Source organism: Staphylococcus sp. GDY8P120P (genome assembly GCF_017892065.1).
Taxonomy (GTDB): domain Bacteria; phylum Bacillota; class Bacilli; order Staphylococcales; family Staphylococcaceae; genus Staphylococcus; species Staphylococcus nepalensis.
In genome coordinates this window covers 157,600-182,710 of sequence record NZ_JAESKI010000003.1, presented here as the reverse complement: position 1 = coordinate 182,710, position 25,111 = coordinate 157,600, and the positions used below count along the sequence as shown (strand labels likewise).

The following is a 25,111-nucleotide window of genomic DNA, read 5'->3' as shown; positions in this document are numbered from 1 at the left end:
AAAAAATTGAATGAAATTTGTTTGACGGTATGAAATAAACTGTCATATAATCTGTTAGTAAGGGAAGTATACATGTAGTATGATATATGTGAGGTGAAATTTATGAATATGAGAGCTGAACGCGTTGGCGAACAAATGAAACAAGAAGTTATGGATATCGTTAACAATAAAGTGAAAGACCCAAGAATTGGTTTTCTAACCATTACTGATGTGCAATTAACAAATGATTTATCTATTGCAACAATTTATTTAACTGTACTTGGAAATGACAAACAAATTGAAGATACGTTTAAAGGTTTAGAAAAAGCAAAAGGTTTTATAAAATCTGAAATTGGTTCAAGAATGAGATTAAGAATTGTTCCAGAAATCAAATTTGAGTATGATGAATCAATCGATTACGGAAATAAAATTGAAAGAATGATACAAGATTTACACAAAAATGATTAATATAAGCAAGCTGAAACAGGAAACCTTTAAGGTTGTTGTTTCAGCTTTTTTATGGCCATTTATTTGTTAATACGTGTTAATATAAATAAGGAATGATATAAAAGAACGTTTAAAGGTGGCGTAAGCATGTATAATGGTATATTGCCAGTTTACAAAGATCGTGGTTTAACAAGTCACGATATTGTATTTAAATTGAGAAAAATTTTGAAGACAAAAAAAGTAGGACATACTGGTACGTTAGATCCAGAAGTATCAGGCGTGTTGCCAATTTGTATAGGGTCAGCTACTAAGGTGAGTGACTACATTATGGAAATGGGCAAAAACTATGCTGCAACTGTCTATTTAGGGTACAGCACCACTACAGAAGACCAAACTGGTGACATTTTAGAAAAAGAGATAATCAAGGAAAATGCGGTGTCATCTGAACAAGTGGATTATACTTTAGATCAATTTAAAGGAATTATTACTCAAATTCCGCCCATGTATTCTTCAGTAAAAGTAAAGGGAAAAAAACTTTATGAATATGCAAGAAATAATGAAACAGTAGAAAGACCATCTAGAGAAGTTAAAATTTATAATATTCAACGGGTATCTGACTTACGTTTTACAAACCATGGTTGTCAATTTGATATCCACGTGGAATGTGGAAAAGGAACTTATATTAGAACGTTGGCAACAGATATAGGGAAAGCACTCGGCTTACCGGCGCACATGTCTCAATTAACTAGAACACAAAGTGGTGGTTTTGATATTAAGGATAGTTTGGCGGTCGACGACATCAAGTCACTACATGAGCATGAAACATTACAAGCATGCCTTTTTCCTATAGAATATGGATTGAAAGGTCTGAAAAGAATTGACATTTCAAATGAAAAACAAAAATTTCAGATTCTAAACGGTCAAAAATTTAATATAAATGAATTTGAGCAACCAATTGATACGGTGGTTGTGATGTTTGACATGAAAGATAATAAGGCGTTAGCCATTTATACACCACATCCAGATAAACCATATGAAATTAAACCCAAGAAGGTATTTAACTAAAGGAGAAATACGCATGAAAGTAATTGAAGTAACTCATCCAATTCAAGAAGATCAATATATTTCAGAAGATGTTGCAATGGCTTTTGGCTTCTTTGATGGCATGCACAAAGGCCATGCAGAGGTATTTGATACTTTAGAAAAAAAAGCACAAGAATCGGATTTAAAAAAAGCAGTAATGACTTTTGATCCCCATCCGTCAGTGGTGTTAAATCCTAAACTTAAACGAACGGATTATTTAACACCTATTCAAGATAAAATAGAAATTTTAGAATCTTATGGTATTGATTATTGTATCGTCATTAATTTTTCTTCTAAATTTGCAAACGTCAGCGCAGAAGAGTTTATTCAAGACTATATTATTAATAATCATGTTAAAGAAGTGATAGCAGGATTTGATTTCACCTTTGGTAAATTTGGTAAAGGTAACATGCTCATATTAAGTGAAATGTCCGAATTTAATACAACTATCGTGAGTAAACAAGAAATTAAATCAGAAAAAATATCTACTACTGAAATTAGAAAAGCGCTGAAAAGCGGAGAATTACAAAAAGCAAATGATGAGTTAGGTTATCGCTATCTTATCAAAGGAACAGTTGTACAAGGTGAGAAACGCGGACGTACAATTGGTTTCCCAACTGCAAATGTACAACCCAGTGGAGATTACGTGTTACCTAAAAACGGCGTCTATGCCGTAAGTATGAAAATAGGCGCTGAAGAAATAATTTATCGTGGCGTCGCAAATGTTGGTGTGAAACCAACATTCCATGACCCTTCTAAGGCTCAAGTGGTCATAGAAGTTAACTTGTTTGATTTTCATGAAAATATTTATGGTGAGCGCGTCATTGTTTATTGGCATCATTATTTAAGACCAGAAGTTAAATTTGATGGTATTGACCCTTTAGTAGAACAAATGAATAAAGATAAAGAAAAGGCGAAATACTTACTTTCTGTTGATTTTGGCGACGAAATATCATATAATATTTAAGTCTAATGTGTTTCGCACATTGAAGGCACCTTTACCTTGGCAGTTCGAGACTCCGACGGTCTGCTCAGATAAAGGCGCATAAAAATAAAAAGGAGGAAATTGACTATGGCAATTTCACAAGAACGTAAAAATGAATTAATTAAAGCATATCGTACACACGAAGCGGACACTGGTTCTCCAGAAGTACAAATCGCTGTGTTAACTGCAGAAATTACTGCATTAAACACTCACTTACGTGAACATACGAAAGACCACCATTCACGTCGTGGACTATTAAAAATGGTAGGTCGTCGTAGACACTTATTAAACTACTTACGTAGCAAAGATATTCAACGTTACCGTGAATTAATTAAATCATTAGGTATTCGTCGTTAATCTTTAGACGTATATGAATGGGGAAAGAACCTTTGGGGTCTTTCCCTTTTTTATAATTTGATATTTGAAACTATATAATAAGTTATATACTAATATAAATAATGATTGATAAATGATATGATAGGACTAATAGATAAATGAGAGGAGATTCATAATGTCTCAAGAGAAAAAAGTTTTTAAAACTGAATGGGCAAATAGATCTTTAACGATTGAAACGGGACAGCTTGCAAAACAAGCAAACGGTGCGGTACTTGTTAGATATGGTGAAACAGTCGTGTTATCAACTGCTGTCGCCTCAAAAGAACCTCGTGATGGTGACTTTTTCCCATTAATGGTTAACTATGAAGAAAAAATGTATGCTGCAGGTAAAATACCAGGTGGCTTTAAAAAACGTGAAGGACGTCCAAGTGACGAAGCTACATTAACAGCACGTTTGATTGATAGACCAATCAGACCGCTTTTCCCAAAAGGTTATAGATATGACGTCCAAATTATGAATACAGTATTAAGCGCTGATCCAGATTGTTCTCCTGAGATGGCAGCGATGATAGGTTCATCAATGGCATTGAGTGTTTCTGATATTCCTTTCCAAGGGCCCATTGCAGGTGTGAATGTAGGTTACGTTGATGGCGAATACGTGATTAACCCTACAGTTGCACAAAAAGAAGTGTCTCGTCTTGACTTAGAGGTTGCAGGTCATAAAGATGCTGTAAATATGGTAGAAGCTGGTGCGAGTGAAATCACAGAAGATGAAATGCTTGAAGCTATCTTTTTTGGACATCAAGAAATTCAGCGTTTAGTTAGCTTCCAAGAAGAAATTATTGATCATATTCAACCAGAGAAAAAAGCGTTTGTTCCAGTTGAAAAAGACGAAACACTTGTTGAAAAAGTTAAGAATTTAACAACATCATATGGATTAAAAGATGCAGTGTTAACTTTTGATAAACAACAACGTGATATCAATTTAGATGCACTTAAGGAAAAAGTTGCAGCAGTATTCGTTGATGAAAATGATGACGAAAATGAAGATTTAATCAAAGAAGTTTATAGTATTTTAGATGACTTAGTTAAAGAAGAAGTTAGACGTCTAATAGCAGAAGAGAAAATTAGACCTGATGGTCGTAAAACGGACGAAATTCGGCCTTTAGAATCAGAAGTTGGTATTTTGCCAAGAACACATGGTTCTGGGTTGTTTACAAGAGGACAAACTCAAGCCCTTTCAGTATTAACTTTAGGTTCAATGAGTGAATACCAAATCCTAGATGGACTTGGTGAAGAAGAGCAAAAACGCTTTATGCATCACTACAATTTCCCTAATTACTCAGTTGGCGAGACAGGTCCAGTTCGTTCACCAGGTCGTCGTGAAATTGGACATGGTGCACTAGGAGAACGTGCGTTAAGCCATATTATTCCAGATGTTAAAGATTTTCCATATACAGTAAGAATTGTAAGTGAAGTATTAGAATCAAATGGTTCATCTTCTCAAGCTTCTATCTGTGGTTCAACATTAGCGTTAATGGATGCAGGTGTGCCAATTAAAGCACCAGTTGCTGGTATCGCTATGGGATTAGTTACACGAGACGATAGTTATACTATATTGACTGATATCCAAGGTATGGAAGATGCGCTTGGCGATATGGACTTTAAAGTAGCAGGTACATCTGAAGGTATTACTGCTATTCAAATGGATATTAAAATTGACGGGTTAACTAAAGAAATTATCAAAGAAGCGCTAGAGCAAGCTAGAGCAGGTCGCCTAGATATATTAGATCACATGCTTCAAACGATTGATACACCACGTAGCGAATTAAGTGCTTTCGCACCAAAAGTTGTAACAATGACAATCAAACCGGAAAAAATTAGAGATGTTATTGGACCTGGCGGTAAAAAAATCAATGAAATTATTGACGAAACTGGTGTTAAATTAGATATTGAACAAGACGGTACAATATTTATTGGTGCAGTTGATAAAGAAGCAATTGAAAAAGCGCGCAGTATCATTGAAGAAATTACGCGTGAAGCAGAAGTGGGAGAAGTATACGATGGCAAAGTAAAACGTATTGAAAAGTATGGTGCTTTCGTTGAACTATTCCCAGGTAAAGATGCGCTTGTACACATTTCTCAAATTGCGAATGAACGTATCAATAAAGTAGAAGATGTGTTGAAAGTAGGAGACACATTTAAAATTAAAGTTACAGAAATTGATAAACAAGGTAGAGTAAATGCCTCACATAAAGCATTGTTATCTAAATAGCATGTATGCGTAGAGACTAGTAAAATGATGAGAACTTCTTACAATAGAATTTTCGAGATTCTATTGTAAAAATGTTCCAATCAGAAAAACTGGTTTCTTTTTTTATTTCCCACTATTTATGAGTTACAGTTGTGTTTTTTATCAATGCAATTCCGTTTTAAATACTAAATCATTTACATAAAAACTGAATCCAATCTATCTAGCGTTATTGTGAGTTACTTTCCCAATCATAAAAGCGAATAACCTGTATCATTTATGATAAATAGGGTAGCTACTTTAATAGTGTACATAAGGCCTATTTTAACTTATAATAAACTATGAGTTTACATATGGACGGGTAATTTAAATAGGAGGTAACATTTTGAGTTTAATTAAGAAAAAAAATAAAAATATTCGCATTATCCCGCTCGGAGGAGTTGGAGAGATTGCGAAAAATATGTATATCGTTGAAGTAGACGACGAAATGTTTATGTTAGATGCAGGATTGATGTTCCCAGAAGATGAAATGCTGGGCGTCGATATTGTCATTCCTGATATTCAATACGTAATAGAAAACAAGGATAGATTAAAAGGCATTTTTCTTACGCACGGGCACGAGCATGCTATAGGGGCTGTAACTTATGTGCTTGAACAAGTTGACGCACCAGTTTATGGTTCTAAGTTAACAATCGCATTAATTAAAGAAAATATGAAAGCCCGTAACATTAATAAAAAAGTGAGATATTATACAGTTAATAATGAATCTATCATGCGTTTTAAAGGCGTGAATGTCACGTTCTTTAATACAACACACAGCATCCCAGATAGCCTAGGCATTTGTATACACACATCATATGGTGCAATTGTATACACAGGGGAATTTAAATTTGACCAAAGTTTACAAGGACATTATGCACCTGATTTGAAAAAAATGACGGAGATAGGTGAAGATGGCGTATTTGCTTTGATTAGTGACTCAACAGAAGCTGAGAAACCAGGCTATAATACACCAGAAAACGTGATTGAATCACATATGTATGATGCATTTACAAAAGTCAGAGGTAGATTAATTGTTTCATGTTATGCTTCTAACTTTATTCGTATTCAACAAGTTTTAAACATTGCACAAAGACTTAATAGAAAAGTATCATTCTTAGGACGTTCATTAGAAAGTTCATTTAATATTGCTAGAAAATTAGGTTATTTCGATATATCTAAAGATTTACTTATACCAATTAATGAAGTTGATAATTATCCTAAAAATGAAGTTATTATTATCGCTACCGGTATGCAAGGAGAACCAGTTGAAGCTTTAAGTCAAATGGCGCAAAAGAAACACAAAATCATGAATATAGAAGAGGGAGATTCCGTCTTCTTAGCAATTACTGCATCTGCTAACATGGAAGTTATTGTAGGTAATACATTAAATGAACTTGTCAGAGCAGGCGCAGAAATCATTCCAAATAGCAAGAAAATCCATACCTCTAGTCACGGGTGTATGGAAGAATTAAAAATGATGATAAATATCATGAAGCCAGAGTACTTCATCCCAGTAAATGGAGAATTTAAAATGCAAATTGCGCACGCTAAGTTGGCTAATGAAGCAGGTGTGCAACCTGAAAAAATATTCCTAGTTGAAAAAGGTGATGTCGTTAATTATGATGGGGAAGAAATGATTTTAAATGAAAAAGTAAACTCTGGGAATGTGCTTATTGATGGTATTGGCGTAGGTGATGTAGGTAATATTGTATTACGCGATCGTCATTTACTTGCAGAAGATGGCATCTTTATTGCAGTTGTAACTTTAGATCCAAAAAATCGTCGAATAGCTGCTGGACCTGAAATTCAGTCGCGAGGCTTTGTCTATGTTAGAGAAAGTGAAGCTTTATTAAGTGAAGCAGAAGAGAAAGTGCGTGAAATTGTTGAATTGGGCCTACAAGAAAAACGAATTGAATGGTCAGAAATCAAACAAAGTATGCGTGACCAAATCAGCAAGTTGCTTTTTGAAAATACAAAACGCCGTCCAATGATTATCCCAGTAATATCTGAAATTTAATAATTTCTATTCTAAAACAAAGAGGTTTAGACAAACGCTTAAGGAAAAATATTTAAAAGTAGATTATATGTATGTTATATCTAGATATAATGTACATACAACCTTTAAATAGACTTAGAGCGAATAATGTCTTACCTCTTTTATGTTATTATAAGTATGTAATGAAATGAGAGAACAGTAATCATATGTTTCTAAAAATGACTGCGTGATTTCGTTCCAATAAAAATAGCTAAAGCGAAAATGTAGGGGCGTTAAATACTTTAAAATCCCAGGATACATGTATTTTAGTTTATTAATCTGTCTATGAAGTTTAATAGTTTTTATGCAAAAGTTCCCGATTTTGTGTGCGCTTTCCTTGGATATTACTACCAGAGGGACAAATCAATTTTATTGAAAATGAGTTTGCTGTCTGGTTTCTATGATTACAATACATAAAATGATTTAATTATAAACAAATATAAATTAGATTTGAAAAGAAGGTGTGAATGTTGGCACAAACCAAAAAGAGATCAACAGCAAAGAAAAAAACATCGAATACTAGAAAAAAATCAACAAACAATAAAAAGAAACAGGGCGAAAGTCCTTTAAGATATATTATAGCAATTGTAGTTTTTATCGCTATCATTCTTGGTATTTTCCAATTAGGTATTATAGGTACAATGATAGATAGTTTCTTTAATTATTTGTTTGGTACAAGTAGATATCTGACATATATATTAATATTAATTGCTACAGTATTTATCACTTACTACAAGGCGTTGCCCAAAACGCGTCGGACAACAGGTGCATTTGTTTTGCAAATAGCCTTATTACTTGTTACGCAAGTAGTGTATTATTTTAGCCATAAAGCGCAATCACTTAGAGAGCCAGTTTTGTCTTATGTTTATAATGCTTATAAACAAACTATATTTCCTAATTTTGGCGGGGGCTTACTAGGACATTATTTATTAACGTTGCTTGTACCATTGATTTCTATTGTTGGAGTTATGATAGTTACTTTATTATTAATGGTTTCTAGTTTTATTTTATTAACAAAAAATAGACATAGGGACGTATCTAAAGTGGCATTTGAAAAAATGAAAGTTAAAAGTCAAGATGCTTCTGAACAGCTTAAAGAGCGCCGTAAAGAAAATAAAATTAAAAAAGATGCTAAAGCACGTATTAAAGCTGAGAAAAAAGCAGAAAAACAAGCTGAGCAAGAAAAACAGATGCAAGCACAAAATACTGTGAAAGATGTGAGTGATTTACCTGAAATCAGTAATGCTACGTCTGAACAACAAGTCATTCCGATATATGGGCATAGTGATAATGAAAATAAGTCTACACAACAAGACCAAGCACAAAAAAATAAGAGCATAAAGCGTGTGTACGACCAAGATAATCACGTGGCTCAAAAGCCTATTGATCATCAAAGTCAAAGCGTAACCAAGCCATCATCAATTGAATCAGATCAAGAAGAATCACAGCTTGACGAAGACGCTTCAAACTCTATATCTGAAGCAGGGGAAGTTGAAAATGAAGCCTATAAGATTCCACCATTAACTTTGTTAAAACAACCAGCTAAACAAAAAACAACATCTAAAGCAGAAGTACAAAAGAAAGGTCAACTGCTAGAGAATACTTTGAAAAACTTTGGTGTAGATGCTAAAGTCACACAAATCAAAATAGGTCCTGCAGTTACGCAATACGAAATACAACCTGCACAGGGGGTTAAAGTGAGTAAAATTGTCAATTTGCACAGCGATATTGCTTTGGCTTTAGCTGCCAAAGATATACGTATAGAAGCTCCAATTCCAGGTCGTTCTGCGGTAGGGATTGAAGTTCCAAATGATAAGATATCGCTTGTCTCACTTAAAGAAGTTTTAGATGAAAAATTCCCTGCTTCTAATAAATTAGAGGTGGGGTTAGGTAGAGATATTTCAGGAGATCCTATTACAGTTGAGCTAAATAAAATGCCCCATTTACTTGTAGCAGGTTCTACAGGAAGCGGGAAATCCGTTTGTATTAATGGTATCATCACAAGCATTCTGTTGAATGCTAAACCACACGAGGTTAAACTGATGTTAATTGATCCAAAAATGGTGGAATTAAACATATATAATGGCATTCCTCACTTACTCATACCGGTTGTGACTAACCCTCATAAAGCTTCACAAGCTTTAGAAAAAATAGTAGCAGAAATGGAAAGACGGTATGATTTATTTCAGCATTCTTCTACAAGAAATATTGAAGGTTATAACGAAGCGATTAGAAAACAAAATGAAGAATTAGACGAAAAACAATCTAAACTACCTTATATTGTAGTCATAGTAGATGAATTAGCTGATTTGATGATGGTTGCAGGTAAAGAAGTGGAAAATGCAATACAACGTATTACTCAAATGGCACGTGCTGCAGGAATACATTTGATTATTGCAACACAACGCCCGTCGGTAGATGTGATTACCGGTCTGATCAAAAATAACATACCATCGAGAATCGCATTTGCTGTAAGTTCTCAAACGGATTCCAGAACAATTATTGATAGTGGCGGTGCAGATAAATTACTTGGTAAAGGTGATATGTTATATGTGGCTAATGGCGGTTCGACAAGAACACGTGTCCAAGGCGCATTTTTAAGTGACCAAGAAGTTCAAGATATCGTGAATTATGTCGTAGAGCAGCAAAAAGCAAATTATGTGAAAGAAATGGAGCCAGATGCGCCAGTTGAAAAGTCTGAAATGAAGAGTGAAGATGCACTGTACGATGAAGCATATTTATTTGTAATCGAACAACAAAAAGCAAGTACATCGTTACTACAAAGACAATTTAGAATAGGTTACAATCGTGCTTCAAGATTGATGGATGATTTAGAACATAATCAAATTATTGGACCACAAAAAGGGAGTAAACCTAGACAAATACTTGTGGATTTAGATAGTGATGAGGTGTAAATATGGAATTAACTTCTGTTTATAAAGTAAAAGAATGGATGATTCAAGAAATAAATTCTGGCGCATTAAAACCAGGTGATCATTTGCCGAGCAACCTATATATAGCAAGAAAGTTAAATGTGAAAACAGACGATGTATATGACGCAGTCGACGAACTTATTACCGAACAAGTATTATCAAATAATTTAGAAGAAGGGGCTAGTGTTAAACCGCTACATCCATTCTTCTACCCATTAGATGAGTTAGTAAGTATTAGCAAGATGATTGAAAATCAAGGATATCGTGCTAGTACAGAATATCTTAATTTAGACGAAAAGCCAGCTACATCTTTAGATGCAAAAAGGTTAAATGTACCTGACAAAGCACAAGTCACAATCATTGAACGCGTTAGAATGGCTGACCGAATGCCAGTTGTTTATTGTTTAGATAAACTGCCTGCGACAGATTTAACATGTGCGCAATATCAAAATAGTGATAAGTCTTTATTAAATGCAATTGAATTTTACGCTTCTAAAAAAGTAGCATATGCGGAAACAGAAATTGAAGCTATTAGTTATGAACCACATATTTCAGATGTTTTAGACGCCTCACCACATGAGGGGCTTATGCTCTTGAAATTAATTCACTACGATATGGATGATCAACCAATACTTTATTCTTTTAATTATTTCAAAAGTAGTTTAGTAAAGTTTAAAACGGTTAGAAATAGTATATAATAATAAAATTATGAAAGCGGGGTATGAGAATTTGAACATAAATCAAAAGCAAAACGATTTGCATATTAAAGTACTACCAACTACTAAATTCAAAACAACGACGATTACATTGAAATTTATGGCGCCATTAGATAGCAAAACAATGACAGCACGCTCTATACTAAGTAAGTTATTAGTGCGTGCTACCCAACAATGGCCAACAGATAAGGCTTTTAATCGTCACCTCTCAGAATTATATGGCGCATATGTTAATAGCTTTGTCTCAAAATTCAAAGATAAACATGTAATCACTATTACATTAGAGTTAGTCAACGAGCGTTATCTTTCAGATCAAACGCCATTATTTGAAAAGGGATTAAATTTGTTAAAAGAAATTGTTTGGAATCAGTTAATTTCTAACCAAAGTTTTGATAATAATTTTGTTGCTCAAGAAAAAGCGTTGCTAACTAAAAAATTAGAAGCAATGATAGATAATAAGTCTCAAATATCTTTTTTAAATCTTTTAAAGCTTATGTTTAACGAGCAACCTTATCGCCATCTTGCATCAGGGCAAGTAGAATACATAGCAGATATAACACCTGAAACTTTATACGATACATACCAATCTATGTTACTTAATGATTATTGTGCTGTTTATGTTGTTGGTAACGTAGAAGAACAAAAAGTAAAATCACAAATTAAATCTTATTTCGATATCAAACCTTTCCAATTCAAATTATCACATGCGACGCCTGTGCCACAAAGGGATAAAGTGCCGCAAGAAATTGTTGAGACAGATGAAGTAGACCAAGCTAAATTAAATATGGGGTTTAAACTACCAGTACAATTTGGCGACAGACAGTATTTTGCTAGTGTTGTGTTTAATACAATGTTTGGCGGCGACCCATCTTCCGTATTATTTAATGAAGTACGTGAAAAGCAAAGTTTAGCTTATTCTATACATTCACAAATTGACGCAAAAAACGGGTTTATGTTTGTACTTAGTGGCGTTTCTATTGATAAATACGAGGTGGCTAAAGACACAATTATTGCTGAATTTGAAAAATTTCAACGAGGGCAATTTAACGAAGAGAAACTTGAACTTGCTAAAAAGGTCATTGTGTCACAACGTCAAGAATCGTACGACAGACCTAAACGTATGATTGAAATATTGAATAATAATATTTTACTAGAAAATGATTTGTCAGAATCAGATTATATTAAACGTATTCAAAATGTTACTAAAGCAGAAATTATAGACTTAACAAAACATATAGAGTTAAATACAATCTATGTGTTAACGAAAGGAGGTAATGATTAATGCAAAGTACATATTATGAACAAATCGATGAAACAGTCTACGAAGCTGAGTTAAATAATGGCTTGAAAATGTTTATTATACCTAAAAAAGATTTCCAGAAAACATTTGTTACTTATACCACCCAATTTGGGTCGTTAGATCGCAAATTTAAGCCACATGAAAGCGATGATTATGTTACAGTCCCAGATGGTGTGGCGCACTTCTTAGAACATAAATTATTTGAAAATGAAGAAGAAGACTTGTTTACAGCTTTTGCCGAAGACAATGCCCAAGTGAATGCTTTTACTAGTTTTGACCGCACAAGTTACTTATTTAGCGCGACAGATCATATTGAAAGTAATATTAAACGTTTACTAACAATGGTTGAAACCCCATACTTTACAAAAGACACAGTAGACAAAGAAAAAGGTATTATTGCTGAAGAAATTAAAATGTATCAAGAACAACCTGGTTATAAACTAATGTTTAATACTTTAAAAGCAATGTATGATTCACATCCGATTAGAACTGATATTGCTGGCAGTGTAGAAAGCATTTACGAGATAACTAAAGAAGATTTGTATTTATGTTATGAAACATTTTATCATCCTTCTAATATGGTTTTATTTGTGGTAGGTGATGTTGATGTGGAACATATTTATAATGTTGTTGTAGATCACGAAGCGCAGAGAGATAAAATAAATCAGCCTCAAATAGTAAGGGATCCTTTAATAGAACAAGATAATGTGAATGAAACAGCAGTATCTGAAACGATGAAATTGCAATCACCTAGAATCATGCTTGGTTTTAAAAACAAGCCGTTATTGGATGTGCCTGACGAACTGTTTGTTAAAAAAGATTTAGAAATGAGCTTATTCTTTGAAATGCTCTTTGGTGAAGAAACTGATTTTTATCAATCTTTACTTAATGACGAATTGATTGACGAAACATTCGGTTATCAATTCTTACTAGAACCCACATACAGTTTTTCGTTAATCACCAGCGCAACCCAATATCCTGATAAATTAAAAGCATTATTATTGCATGAATTAGAAGAGAAACAAGGCAAATTAACAGATGAAGAAGCATTTAATTTATTGAAAAAGCAGTTTATTGGTGAGTTTATATCCGGTTTGAATTCTCCTGAATATATTGCTAATCAATATACTAAACTTTATTTTGAAGGCGTTAGTTTATTTGACTTATTAGATATCGTCGAAAGTATTACATTAGAAAGCGTAAATGAAACTTCTAAATTATGCTTAAATTTATCTCAAGTTGTAGATAGTCGTTTGGAGATGAAATAAATAATGAAAGCATTAGTCATAGGTGGGTCCGGATCGATAGGGTCTGCGATTGTTAATCGTTTATTAGAGGATGGTTATGAGGTTATTGTGCATTATAACGCTGCAAATATTGAACAACTGAAATTCCAATTTGAATATAGCCCAGTACAATTTGTACAATGTGATTTACGTCAAGTAGTTAACTTTGACAGCTATTTCAATTTTATTAAAAACTTAGATTGTCTTATATATGCAAGTGGGACTGCGCTTTACGGCCAATTACAAGAGATGACAGATACAATGATTGACGAACATTATCAAATACACGTTCGACAATTTATTAGGATTTGTAGATACTTTATAGATCAATTAAGACAAAGTCACAATGGTAGAATTATAGTTATTTCCTCCATATGGGGAGAGACAGGCGCAAGCATGGAAACAATATATTCAGCGATGAAAGCGGCTCAAATCGGTTTTGTAAAAGCGTTAAGCCAAGAGTTATCGATGACTTCAATAACTGTGAATGCGGTTGCGCCTGGTTTTGTAAGTGGTAATATGCTTAAAGTTTGGGGAGAAGACGAACTTGAAACGTTAACTCAAGATTTACCTCAACAAAGATTTATCCAACCTGAAGAGGTAGCACATACATGTAGTTACCTTTGTAATCCATTAGCTAAAAGCGTTACTGGCACTGTACAAAAAGTGAATGGTGCTTGGTATTTATAAATTTAAATATAATAGAAAAAATAAACCACCTATGAAACATTCAATGATATAATATTAATATCATACATTAAATGTAATAAACTTGATTGATATTAATTTAAACCAATCGCTGTTATTTATAAACTAAGGGGTGCGTATTCCATGACAGTTGCTACAAAAAAAGAATGGTATCTAGAATATGAAATAACAATGAACAGAGCTGGTTTATTAGGTGATGTTTCTAGTTTGCTAGGTATGATGGGTATCAGTATTGTTACGATTAATGGCATAGATGAAGGCCGTAGAGGTTTATTAATTAAATCTGATAATCTGGAAAAGGTTAGCAGGTTTGAAAATATTGTTACTGAAATTGATGATATCTCTATTACTAAATTACGTAAGCCTGAATTGAGAGACCGTTTAGCAGTACGACATGGTAGATACATAGAACAAGATGCTGATGATAAAAAAACGTTTCGTTTTGAAAGAGAAGATTTAGGTTTATTAGTAGATTTTATGGCAGAACTATTTAAGGAAAAGGGGCATAAATTAATAGGTATAAGAGGTATGCCTAGAGTTGGTAAAACAGAATCCATTGTTGCAGGTAGTGTTTGTGCGCACAAACGTTGGCTGTTTATTAGTTCCACTTTAATTAAACAAACAGTCCGTAGCTCGTTGATAAAAGGGGAATATGACTCTGATCATGTATATATCATTGATGGTGCAGTCACAGGAAGAGAATCTAACCAAAAACATCAAGAGTTAGTTAAAGAAGTGATGAGTTTACCGGCAATTAAAGTAGTAGAACACCCGGATTTATTTGTAGAAACTAGTGATTATGAAATGAGCGATTTTGATTATATTATTGAATTAAGAGAAAACAAAAATCAAGAAATCCATTATGAAGAAATGAAAAAACAAACTGTAAAAAGTAAAAACAACCTTGATTTCGGAGATGATGTTTTTGGCGGTGGTTTTGGATTTTTTGAATAGTGATGGATAATACTGAGGAGGACTAACATCGTGAGTTTAGTTGGTCAAACTTTAAAAGGGCGTCGTGAAAGACTAGGTATGACGTTAACTGAATTAGAAAATCGAACAGAAATAAAGCGCCAAACATTAACATTAATTGAAAATAATGATTTTGATTCACTTAAAAATGCAGATTATACTGAAGGATTCATACGAAAATATGCAAAAGCTGTGAATATTGATTCGGAACAGCTTATTCATGCACACAGAGATGAAATTCCCAATCATGACAATAATTTAAAACAAACGATGGAAGCTTTTTCTTCTGGTAATCAGCCGACGTATCGTAGTAAAAATAAAGAACCCTTACAATTAGCAGTTATTATAAGTCTTGTTATTATTATTACTGCGATACTATGGATATTAGCAGTATTATTTTTGTAAAAACAGCAGCGCAGTATTAAGTTATATATAGAAATGAGGACACTACATATGAATATACCGAATTGGATAACTGTTTTTAGAGTTATATTAATTCCAGTATTTCTATTATTTGCGTTATTAGATTTTGGTTTTGGTAACGTGACATTTGTTGGCGGTTATGAAATAAGAATTGAATTGTTAATTAGTGGTATTATCTTTATCATTGCGTCATTAAGTGACTTTGCAGATGGTTATTTAGCAAGAAAGTGGCAGCTTGTTACAAATATGGGAAAATTTTTAGACCCATTAGCAGATAAGTTATTAGTCTCAAGCGCACTTATTGCGCTTGTAGAAATAGGCTTAACAAATTCATGGGTAGCTATTATCATTATTGCCCGCGAATTTGCAGTAACAGGTTTACGATTGTTACAAATTGAACAAGGATTTGTAAGTGCAGCTGGGCAATTAGGTAAAATAAAAACAGCTGTTACAATGGTAGCGCTTGTTTGGATTTTGCTAGGTGATCCACTAGCCACTTGGATTGGCTTCCCTATAGGACAAGTGCTGTTATACATTGGTGTGCTCTTCACTATCCTTTCTGGGATTGAATATTTTTATAAAGGTAGAGATGTATTTAAAGCCAAATAAAGTAATTTAAATTGTAAAATGAATTTTAACTGGAAAGTGTCTTTATCAACACATTTCCAGTTTTTTGATGCTGAAAATGCTTGTTATTCTAAAAATATAAACAAAAGCGAAAGCATTGATGTATATAAAAACGAAATCTTAGGTTTTGAACTAATTTAGATTTATAATTAATATAAAGGGTTAAAAAGCGTATTGAAGAAAAGGTTACTTGCTATCGAGGAGGCAAAATTGTGAACATATCAATTATAGCAGTTGGGTCTGAATTATTACTCGGCCAAATTGCAAATACAAATGGCCAGTATTTATCAAAACAATTAAACGATATCGGTCATAATGTCATCGAACACACCGTGGTTGGGGATAATCCAGAAAGATTAAAAAAGGCTGTGCAAGCAGCTTTAAATCAATATGATGCTGTTATTCTTACGGGAGGGTTAGGCCCAACAAAAGATGATTTAACAAAACATACTGTGGCTGAAATATTAGATAGAAAGTTAATTACTGATGCAAAATCACTTGAATATATAGAACAATATTTCCAAGAACAAAATATTGAAATGACGCCTAACAATAAACAACAAGCATTAGTGATAGATGGAGCTCAAGTGCTAGATAATAAAGTGGGTATGGCGCCAGGGATGCTTATTGAACAAAATGATAAACGCATCGCTTTATTACCTGGCCCACCTAAAGAAATGCAACCGATGGCTAAAAATGAATTACTACCTCACTTCTTAAACGGAGAAAGTACTATTTTCTCAGAGTTATTACGTTTTGCAGGTATAGGTGAATCTAAAGTTGAAACCATATTAATCGATTTAATTGATAAACAAACTAATCCGACAATTGCGCCATTAGCAGGAACACATGAGGTGAATATTCGATTAACAGCGAACGGTGATACAAAACAAGCATGTGAGAAACGCATCGCTCCAGTCAAACAAGAAATATTGTCACGTATCGGTAAATATTATTATGGCTCAGATGATATTACATTAGAAGCATCATTTATGGATAATATGACGCAATCGTTTGCCATATACGATGGAGTGACAGATGGGATATTGTATTCTAGAATGAAGGATTATGATGAATCTAACAAACTAGTAGGTATGTTGCCGCATCACGAACAGTTTGTTAATACTACTGAAGATATTGGGCATCAACTTTCAATTACAGCGGGGATAGTCAAATCATTGTATGATGTTGAAACAGGCATTTCAGTTATCCAAAAAAATGGCACAGTATATTTAGGTATTTTAGAAAAAGAGCATATTGCGATTGAGTCGTTTAAAATGCCTCAAAAAAGGAATTTAATTAAAAATAGGACTCAAAATCATGTGTTAATAAGATTATTGAATTATTTTAAACAATAAAATGTGAAAATGAAAACTTTGAATTTTAGTACGTATGTTCTCTATTTAAGAGAATGCGTACTATAATAAGCGAACAAATATTCGCAAAATACTTGCAGAAAGATTAAAATCAATGTATAGTATGGTTAAGATATTTTACAGAGATAAATCTCATTTAGGAGGTCCAGCGTTTTGGATAATGATCGTCAAAAAGCTTTAGATACAGTAATTAAAAATATGGAAAAATCATTTGGTAAAGGTGCAGTAATGAAACTTGGTGATAACGAAGCACGTAAAGTTTCAAGTGTATCAAGTGGTTCAGTAACTCTAGATAATGCGCTCGGCGTGGGCGGCTACCCTAAAGGTAGAATAATTGAAATTTACGGTCCAGAAAGTTCTGGTAAAACTACTGTAGCTTTACACGCAATCGCCGAAGTACAAAAAAATGGTGGTATTGCAGCATTTATTGATGCGGAACACGCGTTAGACCCAGTTTATGCAGAAGCATTAGGTGTCGACATAAAAAACTTATATTTATCTCAACCAGATCACGGTGAACAAGGTTTAGAAATTGCAGAAGCATTTGTTAGAAGTGGCGCAGTAGATATTGTGGTTGTTGACTCCGTAGCAGCTTTAACACCAAAAGCCGAAATTGAAGGTGAAATGGGAGATACGCATGTTGGTTTGCAAGCACGTTTAATGTCACAAGCGCTTCGTAAATTATCCGGTGCCATCTCTAAATCAAATACAACAGCCGTATTTATCAATCAAATCCGTGAAAAAGTCGGTGTTATGTTTGGTAATCCAGAAACGACGCCAGGCGGACGTGCATTGAAATTCTATAGTTCAGTGCGTTTAGAAGTACGTCGTGCTGAACAACTAAAACAAGGGCAAGAAATTGTTGGTAATAGAACAAAAATTAAAGTAGTTAAAAATAAAGTCGCACCCCCATTTAGAGTGGCAGAAGTAGACATGATGTACGGTAAAGGTATCTCTAAAGAAGGAGAGCTAATCGATCTTGGCGTTGAAAATGAAATTGTGAATAAATCTGGCGCTTGGTACTCATATAATGGTGAACGTATGGGACAAGGTAAAGAAAATGTTAAACTTTATTTAAAAGAAAATCCTAAAATCAAAGAGGAAATTGATCAAAAATTACGCGAAACATTAGGTATTTTTGATGGAGATGTAGAAGAAAAAGAGCAAGAAGAAACACAAGGTACTCTGCTTGATGAAAAAGAAGAGTAAATTATATTTAAAATTTTAAATATAATAAATTTTCTTGATAAAATAAGCGTGTATATTTAAATATACGCTTATTTTTTATGATTATATATAGCTTTGAAAAAAATTAAATAAAAAAATTTACGATATAAAAACGAGATGAAATAAGTAACAGCAATAACTAAAACAAGTTTAGTGTTTAGGGACTTATTCAAATATTGAATTAATGTAGTTGCACACCTTGACACTTCTTAGTTTAAGACCGTACAATTACATTGTATGATTCTTATATAACTTCATATAATCATATTGAATTAAATTTGATATACAGAGCAAAATCCTAGAAAAAAAGGGGGTGTTTGTGTGAATTTATTAAACCTCCTACTCATTTTGCTAGGTATTATTCTCGGAGTTGTTGTAGGGTACGTTGTTGCCCGAAAAGTATTGCATCAAAAGCAATTACAAGCAAGACAAACTGCAGAAGATATTATCGAACAAGGTAATAAAGAAGCAGAGAATGTTAAGAAGGAAAAGCTCCTTGAAGCTAAAGAAGAGAATCAAATCTTAAAAGAACAAAGTGAAAATGAGCTTCGTGAAAGACGTGGTGATCTTCAAAAGCAAGAAGCACGACTTCTTCAAAAAGAAGAAAACTTAGAGCGAAAATCTGATCTACTAGATAAAAAAGATGAGATTTTAGAGCAAAAAGAGTCTAAACTTGAAGAACGACAACAACAAGTAGATGCAAAAGAGAGTAGTGTTCAGTCATTAATAAATAAGCATGAACAAGAATTAGAACGCATCTCTGGTCTCTCTCAAGAAGAAGCTGCTAATGAGCAACTTCAAAGAGTTGAGGAAGAATTGTCACATGATATTGCAATACTTGTTAAGGAAAAAGAGAAAGAAGCAAAAGAAACAGTCGATAAAAATGCAAAAGAACTATTAGCAACTACTGTTCAAAGATTAGCTGCAGAACATACTTCAGAATCTACAGTATCTGTTGTTAATTTACCAAATGACGAAATGAAAGGTCGAATCATTGGTAGAGAAGGAAGAAACATTAGAACGCTAGAAACGTTAACTGGTATTGATTTAATCATAGACGATACACCAGAAGCAGTCATTCTCTCAGGTTTTGACCCAATTAGACGCGAAATTGCAAGAACTGCATTAGTAAATCTTGTTTCAGATGGACGTATCCATCCTGGAAGAATTGAAGATATGGTTGAAAAAGCTCGAAAAGAAGTAGACGACATTATTAGAGATGCTGGTGAACAAGCCACATTTGAAATTAACGTACACAACATGCATCCAGATTTAGTTAAAATCTTAGGTCGCTTACAATATCGTACAAGCTATGGACAAAATGTACTGAAACATTCTATAGAAGTTGCTCACTTAAGTGGTATGTTAGCAGCTGAATTAGGAGAAGATGTTACATTAGCTAAACGTGCTGGTTTACTTCATGACGTTGGTAAAGCTATCGATCATGAAGTTGAAGGAAGCCATGTTGAAATTGGTGTAGAATTAGCTAAAAAATATGCTGAAAATGATACAGTCATTAATGCTATACATTCTCACCATGGAGATGTAGAACCAACTTCTATTATTTCTATCTTGGTCGCTGCGGCAGATGCATTGTCGGCTGCAAGACCAGGTGCTCGTAAAGAAACATTAGAGAATTATATTAGAAGATTAGAAAGACTAGAAACACTTTCTGAAAGCTATGAAGGTGTTGAAAAAGCGTTCGCAATCCAAGCAGGTAGAGAAATTCGAGTTATTGTATCGCCTGATACTATCGACGACTTAAAGTCACATCGCTTAGCAAGAGATATTAAGAGCCAAATTGAAGATGAACTTCAATATCCTGGACATATAAAAGTGACAGTTGTTCGTGAGACTAGAGCAATTGAATACGCAAAATAATGGATGATTAACTTAACCAAGTTAGTCATTGACTGTCAGCAGAGTTATATCGCTTTGTTGGCAGTTGTTTAATTTAATTGTTATCCGTAACACAATAACATTAAAAAAATAAAGATATCATAAAAAAATTGAGGGGATCAATTCCCGTATTCAAAATAAAATACGCCTTCATTTTGAATGAAGGTGTATTTCTGTATTTAAAATCCTACGATTTTGAACATATATTCTCATTTGGGGCACTTTTCAACCCTTTAGTCTTTCGCCCATGCTAATTTTCCTGAAGTGCTACTTCTTAATTTATTAAGTGAGTAGCATAACAGCATTTGTGTGTGAACTTGGCCCATTTATTTTATTATCATCTTTACTGAGGCGAGACAACTAAAAATATAGTGTCCCCCACGGCACTTCCTCTTTAATCTAAAAATCAGTAAAAATTCAATTTTCAAAATGAATTTCTACTGATTTTTAGCATATTTATGACCTAAGTGTTTTCATTTAAAATAATATAATTATTTTAGTTCTAGATCTGCGTTATTTACTTCTTTAATTACTTCAGCGGTGTCGTAACAATTAGTGGAAATATTTGCGTAGCGTTCGGCGAGTCTATACGCATTGATATATAATTCTAAACTTTCTTTTGCGATATCTTCTGGTTTTTCGCTATTGGCAGGGTTAGCTGAAACAACTAAATCAGCAAAATGCTGTGGATCAATATTGATTGACATATCTTACTTACAACTCCTAATTTTTTTGAAATGATACTTAACTACTATCATTATTACCACTAACGAACCTTTTAAAACAAATGAATTTTTATAAATATTTTTGAAAGCACCTTTTCATCACTCATAAATTCAATTAAACTAGCATTAAGAGAGGATGACACGTAAATGAGAATATTATTTATTGGTGATATTGTTGGTAAAATAGGTAGAGAGGCTATTACTAATTATTTACCCAAACTAAAGCAAACATACCGTCCTACCGTTACAATTGTAAACGCAGAAAATGCTGCACATGGCAAAGGTTTGACTGAAAAATTATATAAGTCATTATTAAGAGAAGGCGTTGATTTTATAACTATGGGTAACCACACTTATGGACAACGTCAAATTTATGATTTTATAGAAAATGCTAATCGTATGGTGCGTCCTGCCAATTTTCCGGACGAAGCGCCAGGTGTTGGCATGCGTTTTATTCAAATTAATGAAATTAAATTAGCGATTATAAATTTACAGGGTCGGGCATTTATGCAAGATATTGATGACCCTTTTAAAAAGGCGGATGCATTGATAGCTGAAGCGCAAAAAGAAACTGATTATATATTTGTTGATTTTCATGCAGAAACAACTTCAGAGAAAAATGCAATGGGGTGGTATCTAGATCATAGAGTCAGTGCGGTCGTTGGTACGCATACACATATCCAAACGTCAGATGAAAGAATTTTACCTGGGGGAACAGGGTATATCACAGATGTTGGCATGACAGGTTATTATGATGGCATTCTCGGTATTAATCGTGATGAAGTCATCACGCGCTTTATTACCAGTTTACCTCAACGGCATGTAGTGCCTGATGAAGGACGTAGTGTCTTGTCTGGTGTGATTATAGATTTGAATAAAGAAGGCAAAACAACGCACATAGAACGTATCCTTATTAATGACGATCACCCATTTTAAAATAATCGTCCATTAGTATGAATTTTTAAATAAACCGCGCTTTTCGTAGTAAAAGGGTGGTTTTTTTTGGTATGATGAAATATGAATTATTATAACCACTAGGAGGCTAGATGATATGAAAGCTCAAGTATCATGGAAAGTGGGCGGTCAACAAGGTGAAGGCATCGAATCCACTGGAGAAATCTTCGCCACTGCTATGAACCGTAAAGGATATTATTTATACGGATACCGTCATTTTTCAAGTAGAATCAAAGGCGGACATACTAATAATAAAATTAGAGTATCTACATCACCTGTACACGCGATTAGTGATGATTTAGATATATTAATAGCATTTGACCAAGAAACGATTGAATTAAATCATCATGAAATGCGCGAAGATAGTGTTATTATTGCTGATAGTAAGGCTAAACCAGAAAAGCCAGAAAACTGTCGTGCGCAACTCGTTGATTTACCTTTTACGGCAACTGCAAAAGAATTAGGTACTACTTTGATGAAAAATATGGTTGCTGTAGGCGCGACTTGTGCATTAATGAATTTAGATATTCGCGCGTTTGAAACACTAGTCACAAATATGTTTAATAAAAAAGGCGACAAAGTCGTTGAGATGAATATAGAAGCGTTGAATGAAGGTCACCGCTTAATGACAGAACAATTAAATGAAGTTAAAGGCGATTTCGTATTAGAAGAAACAAATCATTCACCACATCTTTACATGATTGGTAATGATGCAATTGGATTAGGGGCATTATCAGCAGGTTCAAGATTTATGGCTGCTTATCCAATTACACCTGCCTCTGAAATTATGGAATATATGATTGCAAACTTACCTAAAGTAGGCGGCACAGTCGTACAAACTGAAGATGAAATTGCTGCTGCAAATATGGCCATTGGCTCTAACTATGCTGGCGTGCGTGCTTTTACTGCAAGTGCTGGTCCGGGGCTTTCTCTAATGATGGAAGCGATTGGACTGTCTGGTATGACAGAAACGCCATTTGTAATTATCAATACACAAAGAGGTGGCCCATCTACAGGATTACCAACTAAACAAGAACAATCAGATCTTATGCAAATGATTTATGGCACACACGGTGATATACCTAAAATTGTTGTAGCACCTACAGATGCTGAAGATGCATTTTATCTAACAATAGAAGCTTTCAACCTTGCTGAAATATATCAATGTCCAGTTATTGTATTAAGCGATTTACAATTGTCATTAGGTAAACAAACAGTAGATGCTTTAGATTATAACCAAATTGAAATAAATCGTGGCGAAACCATTCAGTCCGATATAGAACGCGACGAAGATGACAAAACATACTTTAAGCGTTATGCATTAACTGAGAGCGGGATATCGCCAAGACCACTACCTGGTGTCAAAGGTGGTATTCATCATGTTACGGGCGTCGAACATAACGAAGAAGGCAAGACAAGCGAAGCAGCAGAGAATAGACAACAACAAATGGAAAAACGGATGCGCAAAACAGAACATTTGTTAATAAACGATCCAGTAGAAAGCGACGCGCCGCATGAATCAGCAGATATTCTTTATCTAGGCTTTATTTCAACTAAAGGTGCGATACAAGAAGGTAAGGAAAGATTAGAACAACAAGGTTTAAATGTAAACCATTTACAAATTAGACAATTACATCCTTTCCCAAGCAAAACAATACAAGCAGCAGTTGATAAAGCTTCCAAAGTGATAGTGGTTGAGCATAATTATCAAGGACAACTTTCTAATATATTAAAAATGAATGTGAATGTTGGGAACAAATTAGTTAATCAAACTAAATATGACGGTACGCCGTTCTTACCAAAAGAAATTGAAACTAAAGGATTAGAAATTGCTAAAAATTTGAAGGAGTTGGTATAAGTGGCAACATTTAAAGATTTTAGAAATAACGTGAAGCCCAATTGGTGCCCTGGTTGTGGGGATTTCTCTGTTCAAGCAGCCATTCAAAAGGCAGCTGCCAATGTGGGTTTAGAGCCTGAAGAAGTTGCTATTATAACAGGCATCGGTTGTTCAGGTCGCTTGTCTGGCTATGTTAATTCTTACGGCGTACATGGCATTCACGGTCGCTCATTACCATTAGCTCAAGGTGTGAAAATGGCCAATAAAGATCTAACTGTTATCGCGTCTGGTGGCGATGGGGATGGCTATGCCATAGGTATGGGTCATACGATTCACGCCTTACGTAGAAATATGAATATGACGTATATTGTCATGGATAATCAAATTTATGGTTTAACTAAAGGCCAAACATCTCCTTCATCCGCACAAGGATTTGTCACTAAATCAACACCAAAAGGTAATATTGAGAAAAACGTTGCGCCATTAGAACTTGCTTTGTCTTCAGGTGCAACGTTTGTAGCACAAGGATTTTCTAGTGATATTAAAGGATTGACTAAAATGTTAGAAGATGCGATTAACCATGACGGCTTTTCGTTTGTTAACGTCTTTTCACCATGCGTAACATATAATAAAGTAAATACTTATGATTGGTTTAAAGAAAATCTTACTAGTATTGAAGATTTAGAAGATTACGATATGACAGATAAAAATAAAGTCACTCAAAAAGTGCTTGAATATGATTCATTACTTAAAGGGATTGTATACCAAGATACAGAAACACCTTCATATGAATCACAAATAGAAGCGATAGAAGGTACAGCATTAGCTAAAAAAGACATACATCTTGATGAGAACCAGTTTAAGGAATTAACAAAACAATTTGTTTAAATCGGAGAAAATAAGCGCCATGATTAGAGTTGAAACAGATAAATAAATAATAATATGTATATGTAAGCTGATTACTTACGTT

The 25,111-nt window shown here is 33.9% G+C and carries 20 protein-coding genes and 2 pseudogenes; 21 read left to right on the top strand and 1 reads right to left on the bottom strand.

The annotated features are described in order from the left end of the window. The first annotated feature begins 102 nt into the window (after nucleotides 1-102). The 18 genes and pseudogenes from rbfA to rny all read left to right on the top strand — a co-directional run bounded on the left by rbfA (nucleotide 103) and on the right by rny (nucleotide 20,607). Complete coding sequence (gene rbfA, locus KA900_RS03020; RefSeq protein ID WP_096810056.1) at nucleotides 103-447, top strand: 30S ribosome-binding factor RbfA; 345 nt, start codon at nucleotides 103-105, stop codon at nucleotides 445-447. A 126-nt stretch (nucleotides 448-573) separates the two neighbouring features. Next, complete coding sequence (gene truB, locus KA900_RS03015; RefSeq protein WP_207606202.1) at nucleotides 574-1,491, top strand: tRNA pseudouridine(55) synthase TruB; 918 nt, start codon at nucleotides 574-576, stop codon at nucleotides 1,489-1,491. Nucleotides 1,492-1,504: 13 nt separating this feature from the next. Next, entirely contained in the window at nucleotides 1,505-2,476 is a 972-nt protein-coding gene (locus KA900_RS03010) for a bifunctional riboflavin kinase/FAD synthetase (protein ID WP_103373590.1), read from the top strand. 105 nt (nucleotides 2,477-2,581) lie between these two features. Next, the gene (gene rpsO, locus KA900_RS03005) at nucleotides 2,582-2,851 is read left to right on the top strand and encodes a 30S ribosomal protein S15 (protein ID WP_096810053.1); all 270 of its coding nucleotides are present in this window, start codon (nucleotides 2,582-2,584) and stop codon (nucleotides 2,849-2,851) included. Between the two features lie 154 nt (nucleotides 2,852-3,005). Further along, nucleotides 3,006-5,105 carry a polyribonucleotide nucleotidyltransferase gene (gene pnp, locus KA900_RS03000; protein ID WP_096810052.1) on the top strand — a complete coding sequence of 700 codons (2,100 nt, stop codon included), beginning with the start codon at nucleotides 3,006-3,008 and terminating at the stop codon, nucleotides 5,103-5,105. A 361-nt stretch (nucleotides 5,106-5,466) separates the two neighbouring features. Further along, nucleotides 5,467-7,140 carry a ribonuclease J2 gene (rnjB, locus tag KA900_RS02995; RefSeq protein WP_096810051.1) on the top strand — a complete coding sequence of 558 codons (1,674 nt, stop codon included), beginning with the start codon at nucleotides 5,467-5,469 and terminating at the stop codon, nucleotides 7,138-7,140. A 485-nt stretch (nucleotides 7,141-7,625) separates the two neighbouring features. Next, nucleotides 7,626-8,514, top strand: a pseudogene (locus KA900_RS14975) (cell envelope integrity TolA family protein); the annotation flags it as partial. A gap of 104 nt (nucleotides 8,515-8,618) precedes the next feature. After that, nucleotides 8,619-10,073 (top strand): annotated as a pseudogene (locus KA900_RS14970) (DNA translocase FtsK); the annotation flags it as partial. 2 nt (nucleotides 10,074-10,075) lie between these two features. Beyond that, the gene (locus tag KA900_RS02985) at nucleotides 10,076-10,789 is read left to right on the top strand and encodes a GntR family transcriptional regulator (protein ID WP_210139292.1); all 714 of its coding nucleotides are present in this window, start codon (nucleotides 10,076-10,078) and stop codon (nucleotides 10,787-10,789) included. A gap of 10 nt (nucleotides 10,790-10,799) precedes the next feature. After that, nucleotides 10,800-12,089 carry an EF-P 5-aminopentanol modification-associated protein YfmF gene (gene yfmF, locus KA900_RS02980; RefSeq protein WP_207606203.1) on the top strand — a complete coding sequence of 430 codons (1,290 nt, stop codon included), beginning with the start codon at nucleotides 10,800-10,802 and terminating at the stop codon, nucleotides 12,087-12,089. Then, the gene (gene yfmH, locus KA900_RS02975; protein WP_096810046.1) at nucleotides 12,089-13,375 is read left to right on the top strand and encodes an EF-P 5-aminopentanol modification-associated protein YfmH; all 1,287 of its coding nucleotides are present in this window, start codon (nucleotides 12,089-12,091) and stop codon (nucleotides 13,373-13,375) included. The genes yfmF and yfmH overlap by 1 nt, the downstream gene beginning before the upstream one ends. 3 nt (nucleotides 13,376-13,378) lie before the next feature. After that, the gene (gene ymfI / locus KA900_RS02970; protein ID WP_096810044.1) at nucleotides 13,379-14,083 is read left to right on the top strand and encodes an elongation factor P 5-aminopentanone reductase; all 705 of its coding nucleotides are present in this window, start codon (nucleotides 13,379-13,381) and stop codon (nucleotides 14,081-14,083) included. A gap of 141 nt (nucleotides 14,084-14,224) precedes the next feature. Then, nucleotides 14,225-15,055: a DUF3388 domain-containing protein gene (locus KA900_RS02965; RefSeq protein ID WP_096810042.1), complete on the top strand. Its 831-nt coding sequence runs from the start codon at nucleotides 14,225-14,227 to the stop codon at nucleotides 15,053-15,055. Between the two features lie 30 nt (nucleotides 15,056-15,085). Then, nucleotides 15,086-15,478: a helix-turn-helix domain-containing protein gene (locus KA900_RS02960; protein WP_210139291.1), complete on the top strand. Its 393-nt coding sequence runs from the start codon at nucleotides 15,086-15,088 to the stop codon at nucleotides 15,476-15,478. A 48-nt stretch (nucleotides 15,479-15,526) separates the two neighbouring features. After that, entirely contained in the window at nucleotides 15,527-16,105 is a 579-nt protein-coding gene (gene pgsA / locus KA900_RS02955) for a CDP-diacylglycerol--glycerol-3-phosphate 3-phosphatidyltransferase (RefSeq protein ID WP_096810038.1), read from the top strand. A 230-nt stretch (nucleotides 16,106-16,335) separates the two neighbouring features. Further along, nucleotides 16,336-17,481, top strand: coding sequence for a CinA family nicotinamide mononucleotide deamidase-related protein (locus KA900_RS02950; protein ID WP_103372874.1), 1,146 nt, complete (start codon nucleotides 16,336-16,338; stop codon nucleotides 17,479-17,481). Between the two features lie 171 nt (nucleotides 17,482-17,652). Then, entirely contained in the window at nucleotides 17,653-18,708 is a 1,056-nt protein-coding gene (gene recA / locus KA900_RS02945; RefSeq protein WP_096810034.1) for a recombinase RecA, read from the top strand. 339 nt (nucleotides 18,709-19,047) lie between these two features. Further along, complete coding sequence (gene rny / locus KA900_RS02940) at nucleotides 19,048-20,607, top strand: ribonuclease Y (protein ID WP_096810032.1); 1,560 nt, start codon at nucleotides 19,048-19,050, stop codon at nucleotides 20,605-20,607. 509 nt (nucleotides 20,608-21,116) lie between these two features. On the opposite strand, the gene KA900_RS02935 is transcribed toward rny, so the two are convergent. After that, entirely contained in the window at nucleotides 21,117-21,332 is a 216-nt protein-coding gene (locus KA900_RS02935; RefSeq protein ID WP_096810030.1) for a hypothetical protein, read from the bottom strand. Between the two features lie 165 nt (nucleotides 21,333-21,497). Between KA900_RS02935 and KA900_RS02930 the strand changes: the two genes are divergently transcribed. The 3 genes from KA900_RS02930 to KA900_RS02920 all read left to right on the top strand — a co-directional run bounded on the left by KA900_RS02930 (nucleotide 21,498) and on the right by KA900_RS02920 (nucleotide 25,029). Next, on the top strand, nucleotides 21,498-22,286 hold the full coding sequence (locus tag KA900_RS02930) for a TIGR00282 family metallophosphoesterase (RefSeq protein WP_096810028.1): 789 nt from the start codon (nucleotides 21,498-21,500) through the stop codon (nucleotides 22,284-22,286). Nucleotides 22,287-22,401: 115 nt separating this feature from the next. Next, nucleotides 22,402-24,162 (top strand): 2-oxoacid:acceptor oxidoreductase subunit alpha, encoded by a 1,761-nt coding sequence (locus KA900_RS02925; RefSeq protein WP_103373196.1) that lies wholly within the window; start codon nucleotides 22,402-22,404, stop codon nucleotides 24,160-24,162. Continuing rightward, nucleotides 24,163-25,029, top strand: a complete 867-nt coding sequence (locus tag KA900_RS02920; RefSeq protein ID WP_103373195.1) for a 2-oxoacid:ferredoxin oxidoreductase subunit beta — start codon at nucleotides 24,163-24,165, stop codon at nucleotides 25,027-25,029. The last annotated feature ends 82 nt before the right edge of the window (nucleotides 25,030-25,111 follow it).